The 24,208-nt window shown below is 69.4% G+C and carries 23 protein-coding genes; 12 read left to right on the forward strand and 11 right to left on the reverse strand.

All coding sequences use genetic code 11. The features are described 5' to 3' along the window. Window positions 1-68 precede the first annotated feature (68 nt). From E3O48_RS01100 to E3O48_RS01110, 3 genes are read left to right on the forward strand one after another with little or no spacing between them, the layout of a single operon-like run. A complete protein-coding gene (locus E3O48_RS01100) occupies window positions 69-611 on the forward strand; it encodes a hypothetical protein (RefSeq protein ID WP_134537008.1) in 543 nt (180 codons plus the stop codon). Continuing rightward, window positions 611-2,662 (forward strand): ATP-binding cassette domain-containing protein, encoded by a 2,052-nt coding sequence (locus E3O48_RS01105; RefSeq protein WP_166788574.1) that lies wholly within the window; start codon window positions 611-613, stop codon window positions 2,660-2,662. The genes E3O48_RS01100 and E3O48_RS01105 overlap by 1 nt, the downstream gene beginning before the upstream one ends. After that, on the forward strand, window positions 2,659-3,561 hold the full coding sequence (locus E3O48_RS01110; RefSeq protein WP_134537010.1) for an ECF transporter S component: 903 nt from the start codon (window positions 2,659-2,661) through the stop codon (window positions 3,559-3,561). The genes E3O48_RS01105 and E3O48_RS01110 overlap by 4 nt, the downstream gene beginning before the upstream one ends. Here E3O48_RS01110 and metH read toward each other — a convergent pair. Next, a complete protein-coding gene (gene metH / locus E3O48_RS01115; RefSeq protein ID WP_134537011.1) occupies window positions 3,449-7,075 on the reverse strand; it encodes a methionine synthase in 3,627 nt (1,208 codons plus the stop codon). The two genes, E3O48_RS01110 and metH, sit on opposite strands and share 113 nt — an antisense overlap. Before the next feature lie 70 nt (window positions 7,076-7,145). Then, window positions 7,146-8,090 (reverse strand): lytic transglycosylase domain-containing protein, encoded by a 945-nt coding sequence (locus E3O48_RS17900; RefSeq protein ID WP_241982356.1) that lies wholly within the window; start codon window positions 8,088-8,090, stop codon window positions 7,146-7,148. A 199-nt stretch (window positions 8,091-8,289) separates the two neighbouring features. Here E3O48_RS17900 and E3O48_RS01125 point away from each other — a divergent pair, with 199 nt between their 5' ends. Continuing rightward, window positions 8,290-9,099 carry an alpha/beta fold hydrolase gene (locus E3O48_RS01125; protein WP_370248833.1) on the forward strand — a complete coding sequence of 270 codons (810 nt, stop codon included), beginning with the start codon at window positions 8,290-8,292 and terminating at the stop codon, window positions 9,097-9,099. Between the two features lie 15 nt (window positions 9,100-9,114). Here the strand turns inward: E3O48_RS01125 and E3O48_RS17745 are convergent, their stop codons facing one another. Continuing rightward, complete coding sequence (locus tag E3O48_RS17745) at window positions 9,115-9,945, reverse strand: hypothetical protein (RefSeq protein WP_174774732.1); 831 nt, start codon at window positions 9,943-9,945, stop codon at window positions 9,115-9,117. Between the two features lie 432 nt (window positions 9,946-10,377). Here E3O48_RS17745 and E3O48_RS01135 point away from each other — a divergent pair, with 432 nt between their 5' ends. Both E3O48_RS01135 and E3O48_RS01140 read left to right on the forward strand, forming a co-directional pair. Next, complete coding sequence (locus E3O48_RS01135; RefSeq protein ID WP_241982348.1) at window positions 10,378-11,667, forward strand: glycosyltransferase; 1,290 nt, start codon at window positions 10,378-10,380, stop codon at window positions 11,665-11,667. Window positions 11,668-11,671: 4 nt separating this feature from the next. Next, the gene (locus tag E3O48_RS01140) at window positions 11,672-11,902 is read left to right on the forward strand and encodes a hypothetical protein (RefSeq protein ID WP_198413000.1); all 231 of its coding nucleotides are present in this window, start codon (window positions 11,672-11,674) and stop codon (window positions 11,900-11,902) included. A 16-nt stretch (window positions 11,903-11,918) separates the two neighbouring features. Here E3O48_RS01140 and ctlX read toward each other — a convergent pair whose 3' ends face one another. Beyond that, on the reverse strand, window positions 11,919-12,866 hold the full coding sequence (ctlX, locus tag E3O48_RS01145) for a citrulline utilization hydrolase CtlX (RefSeq protein WP_134537013.1): 948 nt from the start codon (window positions 12,864-12,866) through the stop codon (window positions 11,919-11,921). 3 nt (window positions 12,867-12,869) lie between these two features. Then, window positions 12,870-13,901: an ornithine cyclodeaminase gene (locus E3O48_RS01150; protein ID WP_134507268.1), complete on the reverse strand. Its 1,032-nt coding sequence runs from the start codon at window positions 13,899-13,901 to the stop codon at window positions 12,870-12,872. A gap of 124 nt (window positions 13,902-14,025) precedes the next feature. On the opposite strand from E3O48_RS01150, the gene E3O48_RS01155 reads away from it, so the two are divergent. The 4 genes from E3O48_RS01155 (at window position 14,026) to E3O48_RS01165 (ending at window position 16,813) form a co-directional block, all read left to right on the forward strand. Then, window positions 14,026-14,496, forward strand: a complete 471-nt coding sequence (locus E3O48_RS01155) for an Lrp/AsnC family transcriptional regulator (protein WP_134537014.1) — start codon at window positions 14,026-14,028, stop codon at window positions 14,494-14,496. Window positions 14,497-14,546: 50 nt separating this feature from the next. After that, window positions 14,547-15,179 (forward strand): histidine phosphatase family protein, encoded by a 633-nt coding sequence (locus E3O48_RS01160; RefSeq protein WP_134537015.1) that lies wholly within the window; start codon window positions 14,547-14,549, stop codon window positions 15,177-15,179. Between the two features lie 61 nt (window positions 15,180-15,240). Continuing rightward, the gene (locus E3O48_RS17485) at window positions 15,241-16,146 is read left to right on the forward strand and encodes a hypothetical protein (RefSeq protein WP_166788575.1); all 906 of its coding nucleotides are present in this window, start codon (window positions 15,241-15,243) and stop codon (window positions 16,144-16,146) included. Continuing rightward, a complete protein-coding gene (locus tag E3O48_RS01165) occupies window positions 16,073-16,813 on the forward strand; it encodes a class F sortase (RefSeq protein ID WP_166788576.1) in 741 nt (246 codons plus the stop codon). The genes E3O48_RS17485 and E3O48_RS01165 overlap by 74 nt, the downstream gene beginning before the upstream one ends. A 9-nt stretch (window positions 16,814-16,822) precedes the next feature. Here the strand turns inward: E3O48_RS01165 and E3O48_RS01170 are convergent, their stop codons facing one another. The 3 genes from E3O48_RS01170 to E3O48_RS01180 form a co-directional block, all read right to left on the reverse strand. Beyond that, complete coding sequence (locus tag E3O48_RS01170; RefSeq protein ID WP_134537017.1) at window positions 16,823-17,173, reverse strand: MmcQ/YjbR family DNA-binding protein; 351 nt, start codon at window positions 17,171-17,173, stop codon at window positions 16,823-16,825. A gap of 10 nt (window positions 17,174-17,183) precedes the next feature. Beyond that, window positions 17,184-18,182 carry an LLM class flavin-dependent oxidoreductase gene (locus tag E3O48_RS01175; RefSeq protein WP_134507274.1) on the reverse strand — a complete coding sequence of 333 codons (999 nt, stop codon included), beginning with the start codon at window positions 18,180-18,182 and terminating at the stop codon, window positions 17,184-17,186. A gap of 104 nt (window positions 18,183-18,286) precedes the next feature. After that, entirely contained in the window at window positions 18,287-18,757 is a 471-nt protein-coding gene (locus tag E3O48_RS01180; RefSeq protein WP_134537018.1) for an isoprenylcysteine carboxylmethyltransferase family protein, read from the reverse strand. Between the two features lie 130 nt (window positions 18,758-18,887). Here E3O48_RS01180 and E3O48_RS01185 point away from each other — a divergent pair, with 130 nt between their 5' ends. Further along, the gene (locus E3O48_RS01185; protein WP_134537019.1) at window positions 18,888-19,313 is read left to right on the forward strand and encodes a universal stress protein; all 426 of its coding nucleotides are present in this window, start codon (window positions 18,888-18,890) and stop codon (window positions 19,311-19,313) included. A gap of 212 nt (window positions 19,314-19,525) precedes the next feature. Here E3O48_RS01185 and E3O48_RS01190 read toward each other — a convergent pair whose 3' ends face one another. After that, complete coding sequence (locus E3O48_RS01190) at window positions 19,526-19,852, reverse strand: antibiotic biosynthesis monooxygenase (protein ID WP_134537020.1); 327 nt, start codon at window positions 19,850-19,852, stop codon at window positions 19,526-19,528. Between the two features lie 108 nt (window positions 19,853-19,960). Here E3O48_RS01190 and E3O48_RS01195 point away from each other — a divergent pair, with 108 nt between their 5' ends. Continuing rightward, complete coding sequence (locus tag E3O48_RS01195; RefSeq protein ID WP_134537021.1) at window positions 19,961-20,479, forward strand: DNA alkylation repair protein; 519 nt, start codon at window positions 19,961-19,963, stop codon at window positions 20,477-20,479. A 64-nt stretch (window positions 20,480-20,543) separates the two neighbouring features. Here E3O48_RS01195 and E3O48_RS01200 read toward each other — a convergent pair whose 3' ends face one another. Both E3O48_RS01200 and E3O48_RS01205 read right to left on the reverse strand, forming a co-directional pair. Beyond that, complete coding sequence (locus E3O48_RS01200; protein WP_134537022.1) at window positions 20,544-22,232, reverse strand: long-chain-fatty-acid--CoA ligase; 1,689 nt, start codon at window positions 22,230-22,232, stop codon at window positions 20,544-20,546. A 77-nt stretch (window positions 22,233-22,309) separates the two neighbouring features. Further along, window positions 22,310-24,181 (reverse strand): PA domain-containing protein, encoded by a 1,872-nt coding sequence (locus tag E3O48_RS01205; RefSeq protein ID WP_134537023.1) that lies wholly within the window; start codon window positions 24,179-24,181, stop codon window positions 22,310-22,312. Between the last annotated feature and the right edge of the window lie 27 nt (window positions 24,182-24,208).

Below are 24,208 nucleotides of genomic sequence, written 5' to 3' on the forward strand. Positions count from 1 at the left end.
GGGTCAGGACAGCCGACGCCGGACGTCACAGTCGCGGAGCAGCCCCGCCGGATCGGTATTCTGGGGGCATGAAGATGCCCGCGCTTGCCGCCCTCACCCTGCTGGGGGCGCTGGCCCTGACCGGCTGCGCCGCCGGCACGACCACCCCGGCCGCCGGCCCGGCCACCCCGAGCACGGGGTCGGCATCCGCCGCACCGGGCGGCTCCTGCGCCGGGGTGAACGTCGTGGTGGACTTCGGCCCGCTCGAGGCGGCCACGATCACCGATTGCTCGGCCACCGGTGACGCGGCGACCGTCCCGGCGAGCCAGGTCGTCGCGGCCGCCGGGGCGACAACCGAGGGCACCGTGCAGTACGGCGACCAGGTGGTCTGCCGGGTGAACGGTCGCCCGGCCGCCGACGAGACGATCACCGTCGACGGCGCGGCGCCGTTCACCGAATCGTGCCAGGGCATGCCCGCGGCCGCGGCGTACTGGGCGCTCTGGATCAGACCGTCCGCCGACGCGGACTGGGAATACGCGCAGGAGGGTCTCGGCTCCCTGCAGCTCAAGCCCGGCCAGTCCGTCGGCCTCGTCTTCACGACCGGCACCGAAACGCCCACGCCCGGCAGCTAGTGTTCCGTTTCCGGCCGGCTCCCCTGCGCGCCGCGGCGTTCCTCGCCGTGGGCTTCGTGCTGTTGCGGGCGGGCTACCGGGTTCTCTTCGCCGGGGCATCCGGTCCCGGCCTCCTGCTGCTGGACCTCCCGAGGGTTCCGCTGGCCGGGCCGTTCAGCCAGGTCGCCCTGCTCGGGCCGGTCACCGCCGGCGGCCTGGCGAATGCCGCCCTGAGTGCCCTGCCGGTCGCGGCGCTGATCCTCGTCTTCGGGGTGCTCAACGCCGTGGTGGACGTGAGCCGGCTCTTCGCCCGCGGTGCCGGGCGCGGTCCGCTGCGCACGGTCTCCCGTGCCCTGGTGATCGCCTGGGCCACGTTCCCGGCCCTGCTCGACTCGGTCAGGCGGGTGCGGGTGGCCGGCCGGCTGCGCGGCGGTGAGCGGTCGATCCCGGCCCTGCTCGTTCCCGTCTTCGAACAGACGATCGAGCGAGCCCTCGCCCTCGCCGCCTCGATGGAGGTCCGCGGTTTCGCCGCCGCGCACGTGGTCGACGGCGCCTGCGAGAGGCCCGCCGTGATGACGGATGCCGCGCTCGGCTTCGGCGACCCGCGGGAGGACGGCCCCGATGCCGGCCACGGCGACGGCCGGCGCGACTGGCACCTCGCCGCGCTGAACCTCGAGTTCGAGCCCGGCACGCTCACCGTGATCGCCGGGGCGACCGGGTCGGGCAAGACCAGCCTGCTGCACAGCCTGAGCGGCCTGTTCCAGCATTTCTTCGAGGGTCGCCAGGCAGGCCGGATCACCGTCGGCGGCGCGGACCGCGCCGGGACCCCCCCGCGCGACACCGCCGGTTTCGTCGGGGTGGTCAGCCAGAACGTGCGGCTGTCCTTCGTGGCTGAAAACGTGCGGGACGAGGTCGGATTCGCCCTGGCCGTGCGCGGCGTGGCCGCCGTCATCGTCGACCAGCGGGCGCGGGAGATCGCCGGCCGGCTGGGGATCGAGCACCTGCTCGACCGGCAGGTGCACGCACTGTCGGCGGGAGAGGCGAGCCTGGTGGCCATCGGCGCCGCCCTGGCCTCCCGGCCGATCCTGCTCCTGGTCGACGAGCCGCTGGCCGACCTGGACGCCGCGGCCCGGGTCCGGGTCTGCGGGCTGCTCGAGCGCCTCGCCCACGAGTCGGGGGTGTGCGTCGTCGTCGCCGAACACAACACTCGCGAGTGGGCGGGTGCGGCGGATGCCTGGCTCGAGCTGCGCGGCAACCGGGCGCACCGGCTCAGGGCCGGTGACGCCCCCGGCTCCGCGCACCCTGCCGACGGTCCTGCCGGCCTCGCGACGGCTCCCCCGACCCCCGTCGCGCCGGGGACGACGGGGACGACGGGGACGACGGGGACGCCGCTGGCGAGCATCCGTCGCCTGAGTATGCGCCGCGGGGCCGATCTGGTTGTTCACGAGGTGTCGCTCGAGATCGCGGCCGGCGAGATCATCGCCCTCGAGGGACCCAACGGCGCCGGCAAGTCCAGCCTGCTCGGGGCGCTGGCCCTGCCTGCCGCGCGCGGGACCGTGTTCGTCTCCGGGCGGGACGTGGCAGCGCTCCGCCCTGGGGAACGCCGGGCTGCGGTGGCGCTGGTGCCGGAGCACGCCGACGACCTGCTCTTCTCGACCACCGTCGCCGAGGAGTGCCGCCGGGCCGACCGGGCCGTGCGCCGCAGCGAGGCCGCCGGCGCCGCGCAGCCCGCCGCGGACCGGTTCGCGGGACTGCTCGGCCTCGACCTCGCCTCCGCAGGACATCTCCTGCGCCGGCACCCGCGCGATCTGTCGGCCGGCGAACGGCTCTGCCTGGTCATCGCGATCCAGCTCGCGGCGGCGCCGTCGCTGCTGCTGGTCGACGAACCGACCCGCGGGCTCGACCTGGAGGCCCGGGCACTCGTGGGCGCCGCACTGCTTCGCGCCGGGCGCACCGCCTCAGCCGTGGTGTTCGCCACCCACGACCGGGACTTCGCTCGCGCCCTCGCCACGCGCACGATCTCGATGCAGGCCGGCCGCGCCGCGAACGGGCCGCTGGTGGGGGCACCGTGATCCGCGCGGGCGGTCGCTGGACGGCCGGGATCCTGGTGGGCGGCAGCATCCTCGCCGCCGCGGGCTTCGCCTGGCCCCTCTTCGCCGCCGCCGTTCCCAAAGACGCCCAGGCGGCCGTGCCGATCGTGGCGTTCGCGCTCGTCCCGGCACTGGTCGTGGCGCTCGCCCTGACGCTCGACCGGGAGATGTACACCGCGAAGACCGTCGCCCTGCTCGGCGTGCTGTCGGCGGTCGGCGCAGCGGTGCGCATCGCGGGCACCGGGGTGGGCGGGGTGGAGGCCGTGTTCGTCCTGCTGGTGCTGGCCGGCCGAGCCTACGGCGCGCGGTTCGGCTTCCTGCTCGGGCTGCTGACCATCGCGGTGTCCTCGATGCTCTGGGGCGGCTTCGGCCCGTGGACGCCCTTCCAGATGTTCGCCTGCGGCTGGGTCGGCGCCGGCGCCGGCCTGCTGCCGCAGGTCGGCCGCACCGGCACCAGGGCAGGCCCGGGGAGCCGGCTGGGCGCCCGCCTCGAGATCGCACTGCTGGCCGGCTACGGCATCGCCGCGTCCTACCTGTTCGGCCTGGTGATGAACCTCTGGTTCTGGCCGTTCGCGGTGGGTGGCGGCACCGGGATCTCCTACGCCGCGGATGCCCCGCTGGGCGAGAACGTCGCCTCCTTCACCCTGTACACACTGGTGACCTCGACCCTGACCTGGGACACCGTGCGCGCCGTGACCACGTTCGCGGGGATCGTGCTGGTCGGGCCGGCCGCGTTGTCCGCGCTGCGCCGGGCCCGACTGCCCGGCGCTAGACCGAGAAGTACTTCGCCTCGGGGTGGTGGAACACGAACGCATCCGTCGACTGCTCCGGGTGCAGCTGCAGCTCCTCGGACAGGACCACGCCCATCCGCTCGGGCCTGAGCAGCTCGACCACCTTGCGGCGGTCCTCCATCTCCGGGCAGGCCGGGTAGCCGAGCGAGAAGCGGGCGCCGCGGTATTCGAGTTTGAACATGCCGGCCACATCCTTCGGGTCCTCGGCGCCGACGCCGAGTTCGTCCCGCACCCTGGCGTGCCAGTATTCGGCGAGGGCCTCGGTGAGCTGCATGGTCAGGCCGTTGAGCTCCATGTAGTCGCGGTACTTGTTCTCGGCGAACAGTTTCGCGGTGACCGTGTCGACGTTCGCCCCGGCGGTGACGAGCTGGAGGGCGACGACATCCGTCTGCCCCGACTCGCGCGGGCGCACGAAGTCGGCCAGGCACAGGTGCCGGTCGCGGCGCTGCCGCGGGAAGGAGAACCGGAGCCGCTCGGTGCCGACGACTCCGCCGGAGCCTGCGTCGGGCGCGAGAAGGCCCGGCACGCCGAGCACCCCCGACGGGTCGTCGCCGTGGTGCAGGATGACGAGGTCGTTTACTTCGCTGTAGGCGGGGAAGTAGCCGTAGGCGACCGAGGCGTCGAGGATTCCCTCGGCGAGGATCCGGTCGAGCCAGTACCGCAGGCGCGGCCGCCCCTCGGTGTCAACGAGCTCCTGGTAGCTCGCGCCATCCTCGGCGCGGCTGGGTTTGAGGCCCCACTGCCCCATGAAGGTCGCCCGCTCGTCCAGGAACGCGGAGTATTCGGCCAGGGCGATGCCCTTGACGATCCGGGTGCCCCAGAACGGCGGGGCCGGCACCGGGTTGTCCGCGGCCACGTCGGAGCGGGTCGGCATTGCGTCGGGCTCGGTGACAGTGAGCAGGTTGCGCTTGTGGATGCGCTTCTTTAGGGGAGGGAGCCCCACGGATGCCGGGTCGGCGCCGCGCGCGATGGCCACCAGCGGCTCCATCAAGGCCAGGCCCTCGAACGCGTCCCGCGCATACCGGACCTGCCCCTCGAACAGCCCGGCCAGGTCCTCCTCGACGTAGGTCCGGGTGAGGGCCGCCCCGCCGAGGATCACCGGCCACTTCTTCGCCAGCCCACGCGCGTTCAGCTCGAGCAGGTTCTCCTTCATCACCACGGTCGACTTCACGAGCAGGCCGCTCATGCCGATCACGTCGGCGTTGTGCTCCTCGGCCGCGGCGATGATCTCGTTGATCGTCTTCTTGATCCCGATGTTGATCACGTCGTAGCCGTTGTTGGTGAGGATGATGTCGACGAGGTTCTTGCCGATGTCGTGCACGTCGCCGCGCACGGTGGCCAGCACCATGGTGCCCTTGCCGGCCGCCGTCGACTTCTCCATGTGCGGCTCGAGCAGGGCGACCGCAGCCTTCATCACCTCGGCCGACGCCAGCACGAACGGCAGCTGCATCTCGCCGCTGCCGAATCGGGCGCCGACGACCTGCATACCGGCGAGCAGGTGCACGTTGACGATGTCGAGGGCGCTCATCCCTCCGGCGCGGGCGAGGTCGAGGTCGCCCTCGAGGCCCTTGGCCTCTCCGTCGATGATGCGGCGTTCGAGCCGTTCACCCACCGGCAGGGCGGCGAGCTCCGCGGCGCGCTCGTCCTTCAGCGCGGCTGAATCGACCCCCGCGAAAAGGTCGAGCAGGGCGGCGAGCGGGTCGTAACTGAGGTTCCCCTCGACGTCGTATTCCCGGCGGTCCCAGACGAGGTCGAGCGCCACCTTGCGCCGGTCATCCGGCACGGAGGCCAGGGGCACGATCTTGGCCGAGTTGACGATGGCGGAGTCGAGCCCGGCCTCGGTCGCCTCGTGCAGGAACACCGAGTTGAGCACCGACCGGGCGGCGGGGTTCAGGCCGAACGACACGTTGGAGACCCCGAGGGTGGTGTGGATGCCGGGGTACCTGGCCTTGATCTGCCGGATGGCGTCGATCGTCTCGATCCCGTCCCGGCGGGTCTCCTCCTGGCCGGTGGCGATCGGGAAGGTGAGCGCGTCGACGATGATGTCCTGAACCCGCATTCCCCAGTCGTTCACAAGGGTCTCCACCAGCCGGGTGGCGATCCGCACCTTGTGCTCCGCGGTGCGGGCCTGGCCTTCCTCGTCGATGGTCAGGGCGATCACTGCGGCGCCGTGTTCCTTGACCAGCGGCATGATCCGGCCGAAACGCGATGCCGGGCCCTCGCCGTCCTCGAAGTTGACCGAGTTGACGACCGGGCGGCCGCCGATGAGTTCCATCCCGGCCTGCAGCACCGCGGGCTCGGTCGAGTCGACCACAAGCGGGAGGGTGGACGCGCTGGCGAGCCGGGAGACGACCTGGCGGATGTCCGCGACCCCGTCGCGGCCGACGTAGTCGATGCACACGTCGAGCAGGTGGGCGCCCTCGCGCACCTGGGCACGGGCGATGTCGACGCAGTCGTCCCACCGTTCCTCGAGCATGGCGTCCCGGAAGGCACGCGACCCGTTGGCGTTGGTGCGCTCCCCGATCGCCAGGAAGGCGCTGTCCTGGTCGAAGCTCACGTGCTGGTAGAGGCTGGCGACGCCGGGATCTTCCTCGATCGTGCGTGTCGTGACGGGGGTGCCGCGCAGCCGGTCGACGACGGCCTTCATGTGTGCGGGGGTGGTGCCGCAACATCCGCCGACCAGGGCCAGCCCGAATTCCTTGACGAACTGCTCATGCGCGGTGGCCAGCTGGTCGGGCGTGAGTGGGTAGCTCGCGCCGGTGGCGGTGAGCATGGGCAGTCCGGCGTTGGGCATGCACAGCACCGGCACGTGTGAGTAGCGGGAGAGGTGGCGGAGGTGTTCGCTCATCTCGGTCGGCCCGGTCGCACAGTTGAGGCCGATCGCGTCGATGCCGAGCGGTTCGAGCGCGGTGAGTGCCGCCCCGATCTCACTGCCCATCAGCATCGTGCCGGTGGTCTCGACGGTCACTTCGACGAAGATCGGCAGCCGGATGCCGGACTCGGCGATCGCCTGCTTGCACCCATTCACAGCGGACTTGGTTTGCAGCAGGTCCTGGGAGGTCTCGATCAGGAAGGCGTCGGCGCCGCCACGGATCAGGCCGATGGCCTGCTCGGCGAACGTCTCCTTGAGGTGGGCGTAGGTGGTGTGGCCGAGGCTCGGCAGCTTGGTGCCCGGGCCCATCGAGCCGAGCACCCAGCGCATCCGGCCGTCGCGCGCCTCGTAGTCGTCGACGCTTTTGCGGGCGATGGCCGCGCCGAGGCGGGCGAGCTCCTCGATCCGGTGCTCGATGTTGTAGTCGGAGAGGTTCGACCAGTTGGCGCCGAAGGTGTTGCTCTCCACCGCGTCGATGCCGGTGTCGAGGTAGGCCCCGTGGATCGCCTCGATCATGTCGGGGCGACTCACGTTGAGGATCTCGTTGCAGCCTTCGAGCTGCTGGTAGTCCTCCAGGGTCGGGTTGTGCTCCTGCAGCATCGTGCCCATGGCCCCGTCGGCGATGACGACCCGCTGCTTCAGCGCGTCGAGCAGTGCCTGCGCCCGTTCAGGCCGCACGGCGGCCCCGAAGGTGCTCTGCCGCTCGCCGGCCTGGTCACGAGGTTGCGTCATCGGCCCAGCTTAACCGGGCCGGGCCCGGCCGTTCCCCCCATTACGCCGGGCGTCCGGGCCGGGCATCCGGTCAGTACCAGCCGGCCGACTGCGAATGGTCCCAGGCGCCGCACGGGGTTCCGTAGCGGCCGGCGATGTAACCCAGGCCCCAGGTGATCTGGGTGGCCGGGTTGTTCTGCCAGTCGGCGCCGGCCGACGCCATCTTGCTGCCGGGCAGCGCCTGCGGGATTCCGGTGGCCCCGCTCGACGAGTTGTAGGCGTTCACGTTCCAGCCGGACTCCCTCGCCCAGAGGCTGACGAGGCAGCCGAACTGGTCGCCGCCCCAGCCGTACTGGGCCATCATCAGGTCGCGGGCGATGGCCTGGGCGCCGCTCGGGTCGGTCGGCGCGGACGGCCGGAACGGGGCGGACGGCTTCGCCGACGCCGCGTTGGCGGCCTCCGCTGCTGCGGCCGCCGCAGCCGCGGCCTGAGCCTCGGCGGCCGCCTGGGCCGCAGCGGCAGCCGCTGCGGCCGCGGCCTGCTCGGCGGCGATCCGGTCGGCCTCCGCCATCGACGCCTGAACGTTCGCCGATTCCGCCTTCGTCAGGTCGACAAGCTCGAAGACCCGCTCGGGCGCCAGCAGTGTGAAGTGGGTGAGTGAAGCGACGGATGCTGCGAGAGCCGTCGCATCCGCCTTTCCCTCGGCCGCGGCCATGACGACGACGGCCTCGTTCAGCGCACCCTTGGCCGTGGACGCGGCACGGGCCGGCATCACATTGTCGTAGGCGATCAGCTGGTCGGGGTGCACCCCGGTGCTTTCGGCGAGGTCGCGGGTGGCCTTGATGCGTACATCCTGCGCCGCCGCGACGGATTGCATGACGAAACCGGTTCCGACGACGGCGGTGACGAGGAGGAACGCGCCGGCCGCGAGGATGCGCTTCCGATCCTGGCGCCGATGCGTGTCCCGGTGGCGGGTACGGCCGCTTCCGGGGGTGCTGACGGACGGGAAGGACGACGTTTTCTTGATCCGGGGCATAACTTTCACAGGGCGAATCGCTCGAGCACAGGCGCCAGCGGTTCTGGTTCGATGAGCTCAGGCGGGGTTCCGCCCGGGCGAAGCTGCAACAGTGCCTTCGCTTACTGGAAGAATCCTCATTTTCCACTGGCAAAGTACTGGCAGGCGGGGGTGCCTGCCGGCGGCGTGGCCGCCGCGGAAGCACCGCTCTCATGGTGCAATGGTGGTGATGTCACTCCGCACCGCGCCCTCGCACCGGTTCGTCTATTCCCCCGACGGCATGCAGCTCGCCACCTACGAATTCGGCGATCCGGCGGCCCCCACAGTGGTCGTTGTGCACGGTTTCGCGTCCAGCGCCGTGGCGAACTGGCATCTGACCGGCTGGACCAGGGACCTGACCCGGGCCGGGTTCCACGTGATCGCGATCGACCAGCCCGGCCACGGAGCCAGCGATAAACCGCACTCCCCGGCCGCCTACACGATGGCGATTCTCGTCGCGGATGTTCAGCGGGTTCTCGACGCGTATCTGCTCGACGAGGTGGACTACGTCGGTTATTCGCTCGGTGCGCGGGTCGGCTGGCAGGCCGCCTGCGAGTTGGAGGGACGCGTCCGGCGCGCGGTGCTCGGAGGCATTCCCGACGGCGATCCGTTGCGGCGCTTCCGGATCGCGGATGCCCGGGCGCACATCGAACACGGCACCGACGTCGACGACCGGCTCACCGGCGCCTACCTGACCATGGCCCGCGCAGTGCCGGGCAACGATCTGAGGGCGCTCGTCGCACTGGTCGAGGGGATGCGCGGCGGCTCCCAACCGGGGGCGGAGAACGCCCCGGCCCAGCCGCTCCTGTTCGCGACCGGGAGCGAAGACCGCATCCTCGAGGCGTCGCGGGCGCTCGCCCGCGCCGCCCCGGATGCGGCCTTCGTCGAGATCCCGGGCCGGAACCACTTCAACGCACCGACGGCGCGGGCGTTCCGGGAGGCCGCGATCGGATTCCTCAGCAGCCCCGGAACACCCGTGTCACCTCGGTGATGCCGCGCGGCTGAGTCAGTACCAGCCGACGGACTCCGACTTGTCCCAGGCGGCGCACGGGGTGCCGTAGCTGCCCGAGATGTAGCCAAGGCCCCAGGTGATCTGGGTGGCCGGGTTGGTCTGCCAGTCGGCGCCGGCCGAGGCCATCTTGCTGCCGGGCAGCGCCTGCGGGATGCCGGTGGCCCCGCTCGAGGCGTTGTACGAGTTGACGTTCCAGCCGGACTCCTTGTTCCAGAGGCTGACGAGGCAGCCGAACTGGTCGTCGCCCCAGCCGTACTTGGACATCATCAGGGCGCGGGCGATGGCCTGGGCGCCGCTCGGGTCGGTCGGTGCGGACGGGCGGGACGACGAGCTGGTCGACGCCACGGTGGCCTTCGCGGCCTTCGCGGCCTCGGCAGCGGCGGTGGCGGCCTGCTCGGCGGCCACGCGGTCCACCTCCGCGGTGGCGGCCTGCACGGCAGCGGTCTGGGCCTTGGTCTCGTCGACGAGGTCGTAGACCCGGTCGGGAGCCAGAAGCGTGTAGTGGGTGAGCGAGGCAACCGACACGGTCAGTGCCGCGGCATCCGACTTGCCCTGGGCCGCCATGATCACAGTGTTGGCTCCGTCCAGGGTGCCTTGGGCGGCCTGGGAGGCCTGGGCGTGGGCGATGCCGGCGTACGCACCCAGCTGCTCGTGCTGGCGCCCGGTGCTCGCGGCAAGTTCAGCGGTGGCTTCGACGCGGTCGTTCGACGCGGCCGACGCGGATTGGATCACAGCGCCGGTTCCGATCGTCGCGCCGATGGCGACGATGGCGCCGGCCAGGAGGAAGCGGCTGCGGCGCCGACGCGGCTTCCGCGGGCGGGTCAAGCCTTCGTCGGAGGTGCTGGTGGACGTGGGGGAATCAAACGAGGAAGAAATAGGCAATCCCTTTGCAACACGAATCGCCCGGGCCCCCGCGCGTCATCAGGCAGGTGCGGAGCGATTCTTGTCCGGCAACCGCGGGCAGAGTGCGCGCGGGCGAAGTTCCCAGTCTGCAATATGTTTCTGGACGAAACCTCACTTGTTGCTGGCAATGTCATGGCAACGCGCTTCCCCTGCCTTGCGCGCGGCATGCGCGGGCAGGCCGCGCCGCTCTGATAATCTCTCACAATGGGAACCAAGTCATTCGATCGAGGTGTCGGCATCGTGATTGCCGCCGTGGCCGGGGGCGCTGCGGTTCTCCTCTGGCTCGTCGTAGCAGCGGGCAAGCCCGCCCCGGGCGCATTACCCTCCCAGGGCTTCCTCCTCGGCATCTGGCGAGTGCTCTACGACCTCGCCGCGCCGGCGCCCAGGGTGATCCTGGGTGCCGTCGCCCTGGCCTTACTCCTTGCCGCGGGAATCGCCATGCTCGAGAGGCGAACCTCGAGCAAGGCCCGTCGCTCCTTGAACAATCGCACCACCCCGCTATCAGCCGGAATCGTGATGGCCAGGACGCGCGGCATCTATGCCGGCGAGGTGACCGTGACCGTCCTGGTGCCTGCACACAACGAAGAGGCCTCCATCTTCGGGACGCTCTCATCGCTGCTTGCCCAATCGCACAGGCCGGACCGGGTAGTCGTCGTGGCCGACAACTGTACCGACGGGACCGTCGAGATTGCCCGGGCCCTCGGGGTGGAGATCTTCGAGTCGCTCGGGAACACGGCCAAGAAGGCCGGCGCACTCAATCAGGTCCTGAAGCAGCTGCTGCCTGGCCAGGGCGACAACGATCTGGTCATGGTGCTCGATGCGGACACGAGTCTCGACGACGGATTCCTGGCGGCCGCCGTCGCTCGATTCACCAGCGACCGAGCCCTCATGGCGATCGGCGGACTTTTCTATGGCGAGGAAGGTTCCGGGATGCTGGGCCAATTCCAGCGCAACGAGTACATCAGGTACTCCCGAGAGATCCGACGCCGCAGGGGCCACGTCTTCGTCCTCACCGGCACGGCCTCGCTGTTCCGGCCCGTCGCCTTGCGCACCGTGGCGAGCTGCCGTGGTGACACGATCCCCGGCGCCCACGGAGATGTCTACGATACCGCCGCCCTCACCGAGGACAACGAACTGACCATCGCCCTGAAATCGCTCGGTGCCCTCATGATCTCCCCTTCGGAATGCTCCGTCGTCACCGAGGTGATGCCGACCATTCAGAGCCTGTGGGTGCAGCGCCTCCGCTGGCAGCGGGGGGCATTGGAGAACATCGGAGCCTACGGCGTCTCGCCGCCGACATTCCGCTACTGGGCGCAGCAGTTGGGCCTGGGCTACAGCGTTATCGCGCTGAGCGCCTTCGTCCTGCTCCTGCTCGTGACGCTCCTCGCAATCGATTCGTGGGTGTGGTTCCCGTTCTGGCTGGGCATCGGCCTCGTCTTCACCGCCGAACGTGTCGTGTCAGTGTGGGCGGGAGGGCCGCGCGCACGCCTGCTGGCGCTCGCGCTCTTTCCAGAACTGCTCTTCGACGTGTTCCTCGACCTCGTCTATGTGAAGGGGATTGTCGATATCGCGCTGGGCCGGCAGGCCGATTGGGGCCACGTCGTCCGCTCCGCGCCGAACGACGCATTGCAGAAGGTGGAATGAACTCATGATGGCCGTCTCTCTTCCCTACCTGGTTCCGGCCGGAATCCTCTTCCCTTCGGCGGTGCTTCACTCGCAGGAGTTCGCCATCCTCGCGGCATTCGTAGCGATCAATACGGTCATGTTCGCCTCCTTGGCGGTCGCGAAGATCCTCCCGAAGGTGCATCCCACCGACTGGCTACCTGGACGCAACCGTCGCGCTGAGACCCGGAGCATCCACCCGGACGGGCGCGTCTAGCCGCTACCGTGCCGGCTCAGCCGGCGGCGGCCGGACTGAGGAGCACGGAACGACGGTCCAGGTGGATGCCGGCGACCATGCACCGCACGGACCCGCCCGCAAGCTCGATGGTGGGCACGGAGAGCGGGACGATCTCGCAGCTGCGTTCGATGATCCGCCGTTGCGGTTTCGTCAGATTGGCCAGCGCGCGCTCGGACAGTGCCAGGATCCGGCCGGTCTTCCCGTGCAGCTCGATCGCGTTGCCGGCGAAATTGCGGATCTGCTCCGGGTCGAGGTCGATCACCTCACGGTCCTGCGCGGAGAGGCGCTCGACGACCTGGGCGCGACGGGCGGCCGACGTGATCAGGCGCAGCCCGACGAGGGCGAAGTCGGTGGCGACGCACATCATGACGTTGGTGTGGTAGATCGCGGTGCCCGTCTCGTCGACGGCGTCGAAGGCCATCGGCTCGTAGCCGAAGTTGGTGCAGAACCGTTCGAGCGCGATCGGATCCGCCCTCCTCGAGCGGGCCACATAGGCGATCCGGGCGCCGTGGTCGAGCACCATCGCCCCGGTGCCCTCAAGGAAGACGTCGTCGAGTTCCAGCCCCGAATAGTCGACGACGTCCTGCACCCGGTAGCTGTGCTTGAGCATCTCGACGATGTCGCCGCGGCGCTCCGTGCGCCGGTTCGGCGTATGCATAGGGTACAGCGCCACGTGTCCCCCGGCGTGGGTCGAGATCCAGTTGTTGGGGAAGACACTGTCGGGACGGCCGGGACCGTCGTCGTCGAAGAGGTGCACCGTGACCCCGTGGGCCTCCAGCATGGCGGCCGCCTCGGACACCTCCGCGTATGCGGCGGCAGCGACGGCGTCCGCGTCCTCGCCGACGGCGTGGGTCTGGAAGACGTTGTCGAGGGCCGTCTCCGGATTGGGCGTGAAGAACCGGGGCCTGATCAGGAGAACGGCCGACGGGGCCTGGACCGACATCGGTCAGACGAGCGCGGGCGAGCCCGCGGTGACCAGGCCGAACAGGTCCTTGGGGTCGTCAGGATCGGCGACGAGATCGATGTCCGTGTAGAAGGTGGTGTGGTCGACGGCATCCTGCAGAAAACGGAGCGCGGAGAAATCCTCGATGGCGAAGCCGACCGAATCGAAGACGGTGATCTGGCGGTCGTCCCGACGCCCGACGGCCTGGCCGGCGAGCACCTGCCAGATCTCGGTGACCGGGAAGTCGGGATCCATCTGCTGGATCTCCCCCTCGATCCGGGTCTGCGCCGTGAACTCAACGAACACGTCGCCGCGGAGCAGGATGGCGGCGTCGAGCTCGGTCTTGCCGGGGCAGTCGCCGCCGATCGCGTTGATGTGCACGCCGGGCTCGACCATCTCGTCGGTGAGCACGGTGGCGTTGGCCTTGTCCGCGGTGCAGGTGGTGATGATGTCGGCGCCGAAAACGGCATCCGCCGCGCTCGTCGCGACGACGATCTCGAAGCCCAGCGGGGCCAGGTTGCGCAGGAACTTGTCCAGAGCCGCCGGGTCGGTGTCCCAGACCTGGAGCCGGTTGAGACCGAGCACCCCGCGGAAGGCCAGGGCCTGGAATTCGGACTGGGTGCCGGTGCCGAGCATCGCCATGGTGTGCGAGGCGGGACGGGCCAGCGCCCGGGCGACCATGGCCGAGGTCGCGGCCGTGCGCAGCGCGGTGAGTACGGTCATCTCGGACCAGAAGGTGGGGTAGCCGCTCTGCACATCGGCGAGCACGCCGAAGGCCGTGACGGTCTGCAGGCCGCGCGACGGGTTCGAAGGGTGGCCGTTGACGTACTTGAAGCCGTAGGTTTCGCCGTCGCTGGTGGGCATCAGCTCGATCACGCCGAGCGGCGAGTGGCTGGCCACCCGGGGTGCCTTGTCGAAGGAGGGCCAGCGCCGGAAGTCACGCTCGATGTACTCCACCATGTCGGTGAGGATGCGCTCGACCCCGGTCTCGGCGGCCCAGCGGTTGATGTTTCCCACGTCTACAAAACGCACCATGTGCGGCTCCTCTCGATCAGGTTCCCACAGTAGGAGGGACCGATATGTGCCCGCCATTCGCTTTGCGCGCCGATCCGACCAGGGAAATGGTCAATCTGTTCGGTTCGGGCGTACACTTCGCCTCATGTCTCCTCTCGACGACCTCGACCGACGACTCCTGGCCGCGCTGCGGGTGAACGGGCGTGAACCCGTGGCGAGCCTGGCCCGCGAACTCGGGGTGACCCGGTCGACGATCAACAGCCGGCTCAAACGCCTGACCGACTCGGGGACGATTGTCGGCTTCGGCGTGCGAATCCGCGAGGACCGCGACCCGGATGCGATCCGCGCGATCACGCTGATCGAGGTGGAGGGCCGCGCGACCGACCGGGTGATCCATTCCCTGCGCGGCTTCCCCGAGGTGGAAGCGCTGCATTCCACGAACGGCGGCTGGGACCTGGTCGCCGAACTGCGCACCGAGAGCCTGGCCGACTTCGACCGGCTGCTCGGCCAGGTGCGCTCCATCGAGGGCGTCGTCAACAGCGAGACGAGCCTGCTGCTCAGCTCCGTCGCCCACGACGACCTTCCCCCGGCCGGGGCCCGCAGGCCCCGGCCCTGACCCGGTTCCCCGGCGGATCCGAAGCTGCCCGCGCCTAAGCTGAAGCGACCATGCGACTCTTCCTGATCCGCCACGGCCAGACTCCCGGCAATGTCCTCGGCCAGCTCGATACCGCCCACCCCGGACCGGGCCTGACCGAGCTCGGCAGCCGCCAGGCCGCGGTGCTCCCGGATGCCCTCCGCCATGAGCCGATCGACGCCATCTTCGCGTCGACGCTGGTGCGCACCCAACTCACCGCCCGGCCGCTGGCGGAGGACCGGCGCCTCGAGATCCGGGTCTCCCCCGGCCTGCACGAGATCGAGGCCGGTTCCCTCGAAGGGCGGAGCGACCGGGCATCCGTTCGCTCCTACCTGGAGACAGTCTTCACCTGGGGTGCGGGCGACCTCGGCGCCGCGATGCCGGGCGGCCCCGACGGCCATGCCTTCTTCGCCCGCTTCGACGCCGACATCGAAGCGGCCACCGCCGGCGCAGAGGCGGTGGTCGTTTTCAGCCACGGCGCGGCCATCCGGGTCTGGACCGCGGCCCGCGCCCGCAATGTGACCTCGGTCTTCGCGGGGACGACCGAACTTGTCAACGCGGGCATGGTCGAGTTGACCGGGTCTGCCCAGGACGGCTGGACGCTCGTCTCCTGGGCCGGGCTCCAGACCGACAGGAACCCGCGCGCCGATAGGAACCTGCGCTGACCCCCGTGTTAGGGTCGGATCCTATCTAAGGAGTGCTGTGCTGACAGCTTCGTCTTCCCCTGTGACAGCAGGCACCCCGCGTTTCCGGTCTTCGCTCGTGCGAACCCTGGCCCTGACGGCGTCGCTGGCCATCGCCGTCCTGGCCCTGACCTTCGGACCTCCCGGCGCCAACGCGTTCGCCGCGACGCAGGACCTGACCCAGTGCAACGGCGAACTGGGCGGCGGCGGCCGGGAACTCGACTGCACCATCGACATCGTCAACACGCTGAATCTGACGACCGGCACGGAAACCTCGACGGCCACCACCAAGGTCTGCTCTGGACCAAACCAGGCCGCGATCTGCGGCGACGCCGTGACCACCTCGTACAACCTGCTCACCAAGTCGGTCGACCAGTGCAACGGCTCCGTGAACGGCGGCGGTTCCACCCTGACCTGCAAGGTGACCGTCGTCAACAACATCATCGGTGCACCCGCGAACTCGGGCACGACCGGTGCAACGGTCAACCAGTGCAACTACGCCGGCACCGGCGGTGGCACTGCGCCGACCCTCAACTGCGACCCCAACCCCGCCTCCGTATCAGGCGCCACGATCACGCAGTGCAACTACTCTGTCAACGGCGGCGGCGCCCCCGACCGGGTCACCTGCACCGTGGGACCGTCCACGGTGAGCGCGCTGCTGCCCGTGACGGTCAACCAGTGCAACGACTCCGCCAACGGCGGCGGGTCCCTCGTCACCTGCAGCGTGGCGCTGACGAACAACATCACCACGGCCGCCGGGAGCACGACCCCGATCCCCGTGAAGAACGTCCTGCACGATTCCAAGACCGACGGGTTCGGCCTGGCCGCGGGCCACGACGCCGGCAACCTCGGCGGAACGGCGTTCCTGGGCGCCGGTGTCCTCATCCTGTTGGCCGCCGGCCTGCTGGCCGCGTCCGCCGCCACCCGCAAGGCTGACGCCCGTCGCTAGCAGGAGGCTGCTGGTAGGGGCCGCCGCCCTGCTCTGCGCGATCGCCGGAGGCCTGATCGCGGTCGGTGTCGCCGGTGGTTCGGATGCCGGCCCGCCGGCATCCCTCCGCCGCACTCCCGCTCCGGCCGAGACCACGGCGCCGTCCTCGGCGGCTCCGACCACGGATCCGGTCGCGAACGCCGTCATCGCGGCCTCCGCGCCGCTGCACCTCCGGGTCCCTGCCATCTCGCTCGATGGCGCGGTGACGGAGTACACCCAGCAGATGATCGACGATCGGGACGGCTTCGATCCCCTCGACCTGTCGACCATTTCGTGGGACACCACCATTGCGGGCGGACTGGCCGGAACGGACTCGGCCAACACGGTCTATCTCTACGGGCATTCCTGGGTCGATGCGGCGGTCTTCAACGGCCTCAAGGAGATGAACGCCGGGGACCTGGCAGCGGTCGACACGGCAAACGGCACCCTGTGCTACCAGGCCCAGAAAACGCTCACCCTCGACAAGGCGGAGTACAAGAGCAACGACGAACTGACGAATGCGATCCCGAACCGCCTGGTCCTGGTCAGCTGCTATCGACCCGTCGGCTACGATCCGAACTCGGCCACGGTGAAGAACATCGTCGTGGTGCTGCAACTGGACCAGAACGCCACCAACGCCGGCTGCTGAGCGACGCCGTCACTGCGCCCTGGCCCGCGGCACCCTCGGCCGCACGAGCGAGTGGCTGTCCCTGAGCAGCTGCTCGACCAGGGCGTCCTCGACCTGACCGTCGAGCACGATCGTGATCCAGTGCTTCTTGTTCAGGTGGTAGCCCGGGGTGATCTGCCCGGCGAATTCCTCCCGCAGGGCACGACTCTCCTCCGGGTCGCACTTGAGCGACACCGTCAGCGGTTCCCCCGCCAGAGCGGAGAGGGCGAAGATCTTGCCGTTGCCGCTGGTCTTGAACACGCTCGTCTCCTCCCCGAACGGGAACGTCTCCACAGCCTGGGGCAGGCTCAGGCAGAAGTCGACGAGGGCATCCGGGGTCATGGCTTCGAGACTAGACCGTCACCGCATTCATGGCACCGGCCGTCAACTCCACGGAGCGCAACCGGTCGGCGACGTCGCGGGAGGCATGCGCGATGATGAGCTCGTCGGCCTGGGTGGCCGCGGCGAAGTCCTCGAGGAAGTCCCGCACCACGTCGGGCGTGCCGATGGCGGAGTACCGCATCATGTTCGCGATCTGGCGTCCCTCGTTCGTGGTGAGGAACGCGTCGATCTGCGCGTCGGTGTAGTCGGGTGCGGCCGGACCGCGGGCGATCATGCCGCGCACCCTGGCGCGCCGGGTCGTCTCGAACTGGAGCGTCGCATCCGCCTGGTCGTCGGCGGCGATCACGTTCACGCCGACGATCACGTGCGGGGCGGAAAGCTGGCGCGACGGGACGAAGTCGCGCCGGTAGGTGGCGACCGCTTCGAAGAGGGAGTCGGGCGCGAAGTGCGACGCGAACGCGTAGGGCAGGCCGAGCCTGGCCGCGAGCTGGGCTCCGAAGAGCGAGGACCCGAGGATGTAGAGGGGCACGTCGGTGCCGGCGCCGGGCACGGCCCGCACTCCGGGGACGACAGACTCGTCGCGCAGGTAGGCCTGCAGTTCGACCACGTCCTGCGGGAACTGGTCGGATGCCCTCGGGTCGCGGCGCATGGCCCGCGCGGTGGTCTGGTCGCTGCCGGGCGCGCGGCCGAGCCCGAGGTCGATCCGGCCGGGGTAGAGCTCCGCGAGGGTGCCGAACTGTTCGGCGATCGAAAGCGGCGAGTGATTGGGGAGCATGACGCCGCCGGCGCCCAGCCGGATCGTGGAGGTGTGCGCGGCGACGTGGCCGATCAGGATGCTCGTTGCCGACGAGGCGATCGTCGGCATATTGTGGTGCTCGGCGTACCAGACCCGGCTGTAGCCGTGCCTTTCGGCGGCCTGGGCGAGCGCGACGCTGGCCGCGAAGCTCTCCCTCGCGGTCTGCCCGGGGGCGATGGGGGCGAGGTCGAGAATGGAAAGCGGAATCGTCATGCTTGGGGCAACGGGATCCGCCCCCGAATCGTTACCCGGCCCCTGAAATCAGATTCCGCACGAAGGACCGGCGCTCCCGGAACCGGCGGTGAGCGCCTACCGGGTCAGGCGGACCGGCGAAGCCGGCCGACGCCTGGCAGGAAGCGGCCCACCCGCGCCCCATAGCCGGCGTAGTCCGGATGCTCGGCCAGGAGCATCCGTTCCTCCCACCGGGCCTTGCCGGCCAGCAGCAGCACCAGCGCAAGCCACGTGGCAAGATGCCAGGCCGAAGCGCCGAAGAGGGCGAGCCCCAGCCCGCCGGTCATCAGCCCGGTGTAGATCGGGCTGCGCACGAGGCCGTACACGCCGGTGGTGACCAGCGGGGCGTGCTCCCGCGGGATCGGGCTGGCCGTCAGCGCCGGCCCCAGGCCGACCACGCCGAGCACCGCGAGGCTCACGCCGCCCACGCAGAGCACGATCGCCGCGACCAGGACACCCGGGTTGACGGGCCACAGCGCCCCGTGCGGGAGGAGGGCCAGCGCGGCGAGCAGCACGAACTGCGCGGAGACCAGGCCGAACGCGAACACATGCTTCATGACTCGAGGCTACGCCGGTGCGGGTGGCACCGGGTGGCGGCAGGGAATCGCGCACGGTCGCCCTTGACCGCCCGCGCGAACAGTCACACACTGGCACGGCCGGCACCGGCCGGACTGAAAGGACAGACCGATGGACTACGAACGCTCCTTCCTGATCGTGGTCGGCGTCGATGGTTCCCCCGAGTCGATTTCCGCCCTGCGCTGGGCCGTCGACGAGGCGCGCGTCCGCCACGGCCGGGTGCGCCTGATCACGTCCTGGTCCTACCCGCCGCGCACCGCGGACGTCGACGGTGAGTTCATCGACGACCGGTCAGAGTGCGGCGCCGAGCGGATCCAGGCCGTCGCGCTGGACGCCGTCCCTTCCGACGGGGTGGCCGTCACCGGCACCATCGTCCAGGGGCCCCCGGCATCGGTTCTGCTTGACGCCGCCGACGGCGCCGACCTGCTCATCGTCGGGTCGCGCGGGCTCGGCGGGTTCAGCGGGCTGCTCCTCGGCTCGGTCTCGAGCCAGCTGATCCACCATGCCCCGTGCCCGGTGCTGGTCATCCGGTCGTAGCGGTGCCCTGCCGGTCATGTCCACCGGGCTGGTGCCGACGGGCCTGCGCACCATCTTGGAATTCGCCGCCGCCGAGGTGAAGCTCTCCGCCGTCAACCTGATGGCGATATGGACTACGGCGACGGCACCAGCGCCATGGGAACGGCAGCGATCTCCGCGGCGAAGGCGTTCGTCGCCGCAACGAAGTAGCGCCGGTCAGGGGCTGACCCCGATCAGCCGAGCGAGCCGCCGGCGATCTCGTAGGACCACAATTCGCTGCCGACCCCGACGGGGCGGGGGGCAGGCTCGCCGTCCTTGGGCGTCTCACTGCGGTGCCCGTGGCCGAACGCCGGCGAATTCAGCCAGGCCTGGAACGAATCGTCATCCGCCCAGCGGGTCACGACGAGCCAGGTCTTGCGATCGTCGGTGGGCTTCAGCAGTTCGAAGCCCTCGAAGCCGGGGCGATCGTCGACGGCGCCGGCCCGCGCGGCGAATCGGCGGGCAAGCTCGTCACCGCCGTCTTCGGGAACGGTGATCGCGTTGATTTTGATGATCGTCATCGGGGCTTCCTTCGGTTCGTGGCAACAGAGCCTCCCCCATGCTGGCACGACCGGCTGTGCCGAAGCTGCGACGCCCACCGCGTCACGCCAGGTTGAGAGAATGAACGGATGAGTGACGCCGCCGAGTTCGTGGACGCGACCCTGCAGCGCGAGGGCGACCCCCACCGGGCCGGCGCCGAGCAGGCCAGGCTGCGCAGCGAACTGCGATTCTACGGCGCATCGGTCGGCGCGGTGCGGGGAACGATTCGCGACGCTCTCCGCCGCTACCCCGGACTTACCCACGACGAGATCACCGCGTTGAGTTCGGAGCTGTGGGCGGTGCCGGTGTTCGAGCGCCGTCTCGCGGCGATCGTGCTGCTTCAGTCGCGAGTGCGGATGCTGCAGAACTCGGACCTGACCCGGATCGAAGGCTTCGTGCGGGCCGCGCGACTGCCGGTCCTGGTCGATCTGCTCGGCGACGGCGTGGTCGGACCGTTGCTCGCGCTGCTGGACCCGCCCGGCCGGACCCGGGCGCAGACCGTGCTGGACCGCTGGGTGAATGACGGCGATGAGTGGCTTCGGCGCGCCGCGCTGCTGGCCCGCGAGCAGGCAGGGGGCGACCGGGCAGGGAGCGAGCACGCGGGCTGAGGCGCCTGGGCCGGTCCCTCCCGATCATCCTCCTGTGCGATGCCGACCGACGTCGCCGGTGCCGTCAGAGCAGCGGAAGCACCTGTTCGCGCACCTGTTTGCGCAGGATCTTGCCGAGCATCGACCGCGGCATGTCCTCGATCTGCACGATCCTCCGCGGGATCTTGTACGCCGCGAGGTGCTCGCGGCAGTGGGCCCGCTGCGCCTCCTCGTCCAGCGTCGTCCCCGGCTTCAACTCGACGGCTGCGACGACCATCTCCCCGCCCCGCTCCAGCGGCTTGCCGAAGACGGCGGCGTCGACGACATCCGCGTGCAGGCGCAGCACGGCCTCGACCTCGGAGGGCGACACGTTGAACCCGCCGGTGATGACAAGTTCCTTGGCCCGGTCCACAATCGTGGTGAAGCCGTCTTCGTCGACGGCGACGATGTCGCCGGTGCGTAGCCAACCGCCCGGCAGAAGCGTCTTCGCGGTCTCCTCCGGGTTGTTCCAGTAGCCCTGGAACACCTGCGGCCCCTGCAGCAGCAGCTCCCCAGGCTGGCCCTGCGGCACCAGGGCGGTCGGGTCGTCGAGGTCGACGACCTTCATCCGGGTCGAGGGGAAGGGAACGCCGATCGTGCCGGGGCGGCGGCTGGGATGGAACGGATTGCCCAGCGCCACCGGGGAGGATTCGGTCATGCCGTAACCCTCGACGAGCAGCCCGCCTGAGACCGATTCCCACAACTCGACGACATGCTCCGGCAGGTTCATCGCGCCCGAGATGCAGTACTTGCAGGAGCGCAGCGAGATTCCGCGCTCCTTCGCGGCGAGCGCGGTGCGCTCATAGATCGGCGGCACCGCGCAGTACACCGTCGCGGGCGACTTCTTCATGGCGTCGAGGATGAGATCGGGGTCGAACTTGGGGAACAGCACGAGCAGGCCCTGCTTGCGGATGCCGTAGGTCAGGTACAGCGTCATGCCGAACGCGTGGAACATCGGCAGGATCGCGTAGAAGATCTCCTTGCGGTACTCGGCCCCGTGCATCCACGCCTCCCCCTGCAGGGCGTTCGCATACAGGTTGAAATGGGTGAGCTTGGCACCCTTGGGCCGGCCGGTGGTGCCCGAGGTGTACTGGATCGCCGCGAGGTCGTCGACGGAGGGGCGCGGATGCTCCCGGTCGAGGTGCCCGTGCGCCAGCAGGTCCTTCCACGGCGTCGTTCCCGGCGCGGCGCCGGTGAGCGCCTCACGGGACTCCCGCAGGCTCTTCACCGGCAGGTACAGGGCGAGCCGTTTGACCGCGGGGAACGCGCTGAGCAGGTTGACCGAGACCACATGGTCGATCTCGATATCGGCCGGGAACGCGCGAACCGATGCCGCCACCTTGTCCCAGGCGATCACGACGCGGGCCTGGTGGTCCTCGAACTGGTGCCGGAGCTCCCGGGACGTGTAGAGCGGGTTGTGCTCGACCACGACCGCGCCCAGCCGCAGCACCGCGTAGAACGCCACGACGTGCTGGGGGCAGTTCGGCAGGATGAGGGCGACCCGGTCCCCTGACCGCACGCCCAGGTGCCGGAGCCCCTCCGCGGCACGGTCGACCTGGTCGCCGAGTTCGGTGTAGCTGGTGCGGCGACCGAAGAACTCCAGCGCCGGATGATCGCCGGCCTCCGCCACCGACCGCTCGAACATCGCCACCAGCGATTCCGTGGGCAATTCGATCTCGGCCGGGACGCCCGGCTGGTAGTTCTTCACCCAGGGCTGCTGCTCAGTGTTCGCCATGGACCCATTCTCCCGCGAACCGGTCCCTCCCGTCGCCGGTGATCGCGCTGTATGCGGAAAGCAGGCGATCGCCCGACTCAGCCGCCGGTGTACCGGAAGATGTAGAGCCCCGAGTCCCGGTCGCTCGCGGCAACATATTCGATGCCATTGCTCTCGAACACTTGGACACCCCAGATGTTGTTGCCTCCCTGGTCAATGAAGCGGCCGGTCTCGACGAGTTTGTTGTCGACGATCTTCGCCACGCGGAAACCCCCGGAATAGTAGGAAAAGTACGCCAGATCAGCCCGCTGCTTGGACGTGGCCACCTCGTGCACCGAAAGATCGCCGAACCCCTGCGCGAAGGCCGGGTCTTCTGCCTCGGGGATGGCATACGTGTCCAGCTCGGCCATCTTCCCCGTCGAGTTGTCGAAGAGGTGGACGTAGCCCCAGCCGTCGAAGAACGCGCGGACCGAGACGACGTCTCCGATATCGCCCAGGCTCACGCCTGGAATGAGGCTGCCTGCACCCGCAAGACAGGCCGCGTTGTCGTACAAGGCCGCCCTATCGAAGAAGCCGAATCCGGTCTTGCGGTCGACCGAGAAAGTGGGGATGGAGCCGTCGACGCTCATACCGAACGCGCCGCATCCGTCGGAACCCTCCCGGTTGACAATGACGATGCCCTCATAGCCGCCGGCCGCTTCCACGCTGGCCACCTTCTCCGTGAACGTGCAGAGACCGCGGGTGACGACCGCGACTTGCCTGCCGCTGGCGGTGTTCGGCGCCGGTATCACGAGCGGATCACCGGCACAGGCCCGGCCCGCGTAGACGGCGTCCCCGGTCAGCGACTCGCCGCCCTGCAACTGAGGCGTATTGCTGCCCTGCGAGATCTGGAACGCCGTCGCCGTATCATCCGTGCTGCCCTCGGCGCCGTTGGGTGCGAAGTCCTCGTCGGCGCCAATGACGTACCTGTTGTCGAGCGTGAACTCGCCCTGGTGGCCGTTGCCCTCCGGTTTTTCGATCAGGCCGGCGGCCTCCTTGAGCTGCGGATCGGGATTCGTGAAGTCCGTATCGCCCAGATAGATCGGTTTCTGCACATCGGTCATGTCGACGGAGACATAGCCGGCGTCCCAGTAAGACAGGAGCATGACCTGTTTGCCGGCAATCTGCTTCACCACCAGATCGTGCAGGAACACCTCGGTCAGGTTCGCCGGTGCGCTCTGCAGGATCTGCGGAAAGGTTTTGGCCAAGTCGTACTCTGCAGTGAGGAAGGGCTTCTTCGGGTTGGTGATGTCCATGATGTCGACGTCGGTGCCCTCTTCGTTGTCAACGATAACCGCGTAGGCCTTGTCGCCGGCATCCCACGCGAACACGCTGTGGGTCTCGTTCGCGGCTTTCTTGCCCTGGCCGTTCACTGTGGAATCGCCGACGCCCTCGGCGAGCGGCGTGGGGTGGGCCGGGTTCGTAACGTCATAGAGGTTCATGCCGCCGAAACCTACTTTGTCCTTGCACTTCTCGTTATTGCTGACCAGCACGTCGCCCGTGAAGGCGGGTGTGTCGATCCTCAGCGCCTGGATACCCTCCCCCGGGTAGCTGCCCTCCTTGGCCTGGATGAAGGCGACCTCCTTCGGTTTCGCCGGGTCCTTGATGTCGACGACGTGCACGCCGTTATAGGTGCATGTCACGGCACCCCACGCTGCGAGGTAGGCGTAATCCTTGAAGACGCCGACATCGGCGATCTTCTCCGGGACGGCGTTCTTCATCTTCAGCTTGGAGATAAGGTCCACGTTTGACTGGGTGGCGGGCAGATGGCCGGCCGTACCGCCGTGCTGGCTGGCGTCGCGGGCGCCGTCGGCGCTCGACACCGCACCGTCTTCGACGGGTTGCGCTGAAGCGACGGATGTTGTGGCGAGGATCAACGCGGCGACTGACACCATCGTCAATGCAGCACGGATGGCGGACGACTTGACCATGACACTCCTTCGGGTCTGGGTTCCTCG

The organism is Cryobacterium sp. HLT2-28 (assembly GCF_004402495.1).
In the GTDB taxonomy this organism is placed as follows: Bacteria; Actinomycetota; Actinomycetes; order Actinomycetales; family Microbacteriaceae; genus Cryobacterium; species Cryobacterium mannosilyticum.